Consider the following 4,283-nt stretch of genomic DNA (forward strand, 5'->3'; position numbering starts at 1 on the left):
GCGCCGGCGCAGCGGGGTCGGGTCGTCGTCTCCCGGCTGGCGCCGTTCGGGCAGGGTGCGCAGCAGCACGGCCGAGGCGACGTAGGACACCGCGTCGAGCAGCAGCGCGGGTGCGGCACCGACGAGCTGGACGAGCAGCCCGCCCAGCGAGGGTCCGCCGAGCTCGGTCACCGCGTGTGTCCCGGACATGAGCGAGTTGCGGCTCGTGAGCTGGTCGCGCGGCACCACGGAGGTGATGAACGTCGTGCTGGCGCTGAAGAACAGCACCTCGGCGAGGTTGAGCGTGAGCGCCACGGCGAACAGCTGGGCGAGCGTCAGGTGACCGGCCCACCAGGCCAGCGGCACCGACACGATGGCGGCGGCCCGGACGAGGTCGGTGCCGATCTGGGTGGCGCGCAGCGGCCAGCGCTGCACGATCGCGCCGGCGGGCAGCCCGATGACGATCCAGGCCAGGTAGGACGCCGCGGCGAGCAGTCCCGTCTCGAACGGTCCGGCGTCGAGCACGAGCACGGCGGTCAGGGGCAGGGCGATCTTCGTGACCGCGGAGCCCATGTTGCTGGTCGTCGTGGCCGCCCAGAAGGTCCAGAAGGAGCGTGCGGCGGTCGGGGCCGTCGTCGTCATGGGGTGTCTCCGTCGTGATCAGGTAGTGGGTTCCATTTTGGAACTGACTGCCCGTACAGTGGCAGAAGTGCGGCGGCTGGCGCAACGCCGCCCGGGCACCGGGACCGATCGACGGCACCCGGGCGACGACGTGCGAGAGGATGGCGCGCATGCGCAAGGAGGACCTGGCCGGCGCCGACTGCGGGATCGCGCAGTCGCTCGGCGTCATCGGCGACTGGCAGAGCCTGCTGATCGTGCGCGAGGCCGCGGCCGGCGTCTCACGCTTCGACGCGCTCGCCCACGAGCTCGGGTTCAGCAGGCGGGCCCTGACCGAGCGGCTCGGCCGGCTCGTGGACGACGGCGTCCTGGAGCGGGTGCCGTACTCGGCGCGCCCGCCCCGGTTCGACTACCGGCTCACCCGACGCGGCGAGGGGCTCGTACCCGTGCTCGTCGCGTTGCAGGAGTGGGGGACGCGCCATGTGATGGGCGACGGCACCGTCTCGGGCGCCGTCGGCGACGCGGAGGCACGACGTGTGCACGCGCTCGTCGGCACGCGGGTGCCGGACGTGACGCTCACGGCGCACGACGACACCCCTGTCGACCTCGTGGACCCCGACCGCTGGACCGTGCTCTTCCTCTTCCCGGGTGCCTACGCTCCTGACACGGACGGGTACCCCGCCGGCTGGGGCGACATCCCCGGCACCCGCGGCTGCACGCTCGAGTGCAACACCTACGCCGCACGCACCCCGGCGCTCACCGAGGCCGGCGCACGGGTGCTCGGCGTGTCCACCCAGCGCCCCGACCAGCTCGCGGCCTTCGCCGCGCACGCCGGTCTGCCCTATGCCCTGGCCTCCGACCAGGACGGCCTGGCGGCCTCCGCCCTGCGCCTGCCGGTGTTCCGTGCGGCCGGGACGGACCGGCTCAAGCGGACCACGCTGCTGATCGCACCCGACGGCACCGTAGGCCGGGTCCAGGCGCCGGTGACCGACCCGGCGGGTTCCGTGGACGACATGCTCGACGCGGTCCGCGTGGAGACCGGGCAGGCCGTGCGCCGCTAGGCCGTGCCCGGTGAGGTGGCCGTCAGAGCGGGCGGGCCTGCCCGGTCAGGGCGTTCCACCCGATGCGGCCACCGAAGCCGAGCAGCACGACGCCGGTCACGCGGTCGGTGAGGCGGGCGATCGCGCGCCCGGACAGCCACCGCCTGGCGAGCCCCGCGGCGTGGATCAGCAGGCCGAGCCAGGCCAGCCCCAGGACGTTGTGCTCGGTCGCCAGGAGGACGCCCATGAGCAGGTGCGGCACGCCGTCGGGCAGGAACTGGGGGATGGTGGCCAGGTAGAACACCCCGACCTTGGGGTTGAGCAGGTTGGTCGTGGCGCCGACCGCGAAGGAGCGCCACCGGGACCGGGTCGCGACCGGCCGGACGACGTGGGACAGGGCCGTGCCGGACGAGGCGGCGCCGGGGACGACGCCGTCCGGCAGCGCGTCGTAGCTTCCCGGGCGGAAGCTGGTCCACAGCAGACGGCCACCGAGCCAGGCGAGGTAGGCCGCGCCGGCCAGGGTCAGCGCCCGGTAGGCGGTCTCGGAGGCGGCGAGCACCGCCGTCGCGCCCACGGCGGCAGCCACGCCCCACGCCAGGGTGCCCATGTTGATGCCGAGCGCTGTCGCGTAGGCGTGCCCGCGGCCGCTGACGACGGCGGTCCGCAGCACGATCGCGCTGTCCAGGCCCGGCATGATCGTCAGGGGGATCGCGACCAGCGCGAACAGGAGCATCGCCTCGGGCATCGTCACGCGCGCGAACGTACCAATGCCCGAACCGTGCGAACGAGCCGCTATTTTGGAAGCCATGCGCGTTCTCGTCTCAGGTGGGGCCGGCTACATCGGCTCGCACACCGTCCTTGCCCTGGTCGCCGCCGGTCACGACGTCATCGTGGTCGACGACTTCTCCAACTCGAAGCCCTCGGTACAGGGCCGCCTGGAGGCGCTCGCGGGCCGGGAGATCCCGTTCCACGCCTTCGACCTGACCGACGCAGACAAGACCGAGCGGCTGTTCGCGCACGAGCACATCGACGCCGTGATCCACTTCGCGGGGTTCAAGGCGGTGGGGGAGTCGGTGGCCCGGCCGCTGGACTACTACCGCAACAACCTCGAGTCGACGTTCGCCCTGGCGGCGTCGATGGCGAAGTACGGGGTCACCAAGCTGGTGTTCTCCTCCTCGGCGACGGTCTACGGCGAGAAGGCCCCGGTGCCGTACACGGAGGACTACGAGTACCTGTCGTCGTCCTCGCCGTACGGGCAGACCAAGGTGATGATCGAGCGCGTCCTGTCGGACATCGCGCAGATCTCCGAGGGCTGGAAGGTGGCGCTGCTGCGGTACTTCAACCCGGTCGGGGCGCACGCGAGCGGGGACATCGGCGAGGACCCGCAGGGCATCCCGAACAACCTGATGCCGTTCATCGCGCAGGTCGCGGTGGGACGCCGGGACAAGCTCACGGTGTTCGGGGGCGACTACCCGACCGCGGACGGTACGGCCGAGCGTGACTACCTGCACGTGACCGACCTCGCCGCCGGGCACGTGGCGGCCCTGGAGCACCTGGACGACATGGCCGAGCCGGCGCGGGCGTTCAACCTGGGCACCGGTACCGGCACGTCGGTGCTGCAGCTGCTCAGGGCGTTCGAGCGCGCCGTGGGGCGCGAGCTGCCCTACGAGATCGGACCGCGCCGGGCCGGGGACCTGCCCGCGTTCTGGGCCGACCCGACGCGCGCCAACACCGAGCTGGGCTGGCACGCCACCAAGACGATCGACGACATGTGCGCCGACACGTGGCGGTGGCAGTCGCAGAACCCCGAGGGGTTCCCCGGCAGCTGAGGCCGCCTGCCTGAACACGCTCGCCCGAGCGCACGTGGGGCCCGCAGCCACCGGCTGCGGGCCCCACGTCGTAACCGCTCAGACCAGACGACTCAGACCAGCGGGTTCCCGATCGGCGGTGTCTCCAGCCGGTCGAACTCGAGCTGGGGCACGCCCTCGTCGGGGTCCGTGGTGCGCGACAGCCGAGGGTTGGCCCGCGGCGCCGGCATCGGGATGGGCCGCTGGTCGGGTCCCAGGGCGGACCGCGAGTCGTTGCGGGTCGCACGCTCGCTGGCCGACGGCTCCTCCCGCACGGTCTGGCGCATCGTGCGGTCCACGGGCTCGGCGTGCGCCTCCTCGAAGGCCCGCACGATGGACCAGGGCAGCCGGATGTAGCCCTCGACGTCGAACCCGTTGGCAATCGCCCAGGCGCGCATCTGCGCCGGGGACGACGAGCGGCGCCCGTCGGTGGGCTTCTTGGCGCCCGACTCGTCCACCAGCTTGGGGAACTCGACGGGCGTCGCCTCGACGATCGGCTCGATCACCGACTCCCGGGAGCAGCCGAGCGTGTCCGCGACGCGCCACAGCTCCTGGCGGGCCTCCAGGTGGTACCGGTCGGCCTCGATCGCCTGGTGCACGAGCGCGTCGAAGAACTTCTTGCGGATGTCGGCGGCCGCGTCCGGCGTCAGCCGGTAGAGCGGCTCGGCCTCGGCCAGGCCCGACGCCGTCTGCGGCGTCAGGCGGCCGTCCTGGAGCGTCTCGGCGACGAGCGAGAGGTAACCGTTGGTGCGCACGTCGGCGACCGCCGCGATCGCGTCGGCCAGCGGCTGGCCGGCCA

The 4,283-nt window shown here is 72.8% G+C and carries 5 protein-coding genes; 2 read left to right on the forward strand and 3 right to left on the reverse strand.

Annotated features, from left to right (window positions below):
- On the reverse strand, positions 1 to 621 hold a 621-nt coding region (locus PROKR_RS08740), incomplete at its 3' end, for an MFS transporter (protein WP_157601976.1).
- A 149-nt stretch (positions 622 to 770) separates the two neighbouring features.
- Between PROKR_RS08740 and PROKR_RS08745 the strand changes: the two genes are divergently transcribed.
- Positions 771 to 1,658 carry a winged helix-turn-helix transcriptional regulator gene (locus tag PROKR_RS08745; protein WP_036962102.1) on the forward strand — a complete coding sequence of 296 codons (888 nt, stop codon included), beginning with the start codon at positions 771 to 773 and terminating at the stop codon, positions 1,656 to 1,658.
- Positions 1,659 to 1,680: 22 nt separating this feature from the next.
- Here the strand turns inward: PROKR_RS08745 and PROKR_RS08750 are convergent, their stop codons facing one another.
- Positions 1,681 to 2,382: a LysE family translocator gene (locus tag PROKR_RS08750; RefSeq protein ID WP_245605763.1), complete on the reverse strand. Its 702-nt coding sequence runs from the start codon at positions 2,380 to 2,382 to the stop codon at positions 1,681 to 1,683.
- A gap of 61 nt (positions 2,383 to 2,443) precedes the next feature.
- On the opposite strand from PROKR_RS08750, the gene galE reads away from it, so the two are divergent.
- Positions 2,444 to 3,466 (forward strand): UDP-glucose 4-epimerase GalE, encoded by a 1,023-nt coding sequence (galE, locus tag PROKR_RS08755; RefSeq protein ID WP_036962108.1) that lies wholly within the window; start codon positions 2,444 to 2,446, stop codon positions 3,464 to 3,466.
- A gap of 92 nt (positions 3,467 to 3,558) precedes the next feature.
- On the opposite strand, the gene PROKR_RS08760 is transcribed toward galE, so the two are convergent.
- The coding region (locus tag PROKR_RS08760) for a hypothetical protein (RefSeq protein WP_036962110.1) at positions 3,559 to 4,283 on the reverse strand (725 nt) is incomplete at its 5' end.

It is taken from the genome of Promicromonospora kroppenstedtii DSM 19349 (genome assembly GCF_000515355.1).
Classification (GTDB): domain Bacteria; phylum Actinomycetota; class Actinomycetes; order Actinomycetales; family Cellulomonadaceae; genus Promicromonospora; species Promicromonospora kroppenstedtii.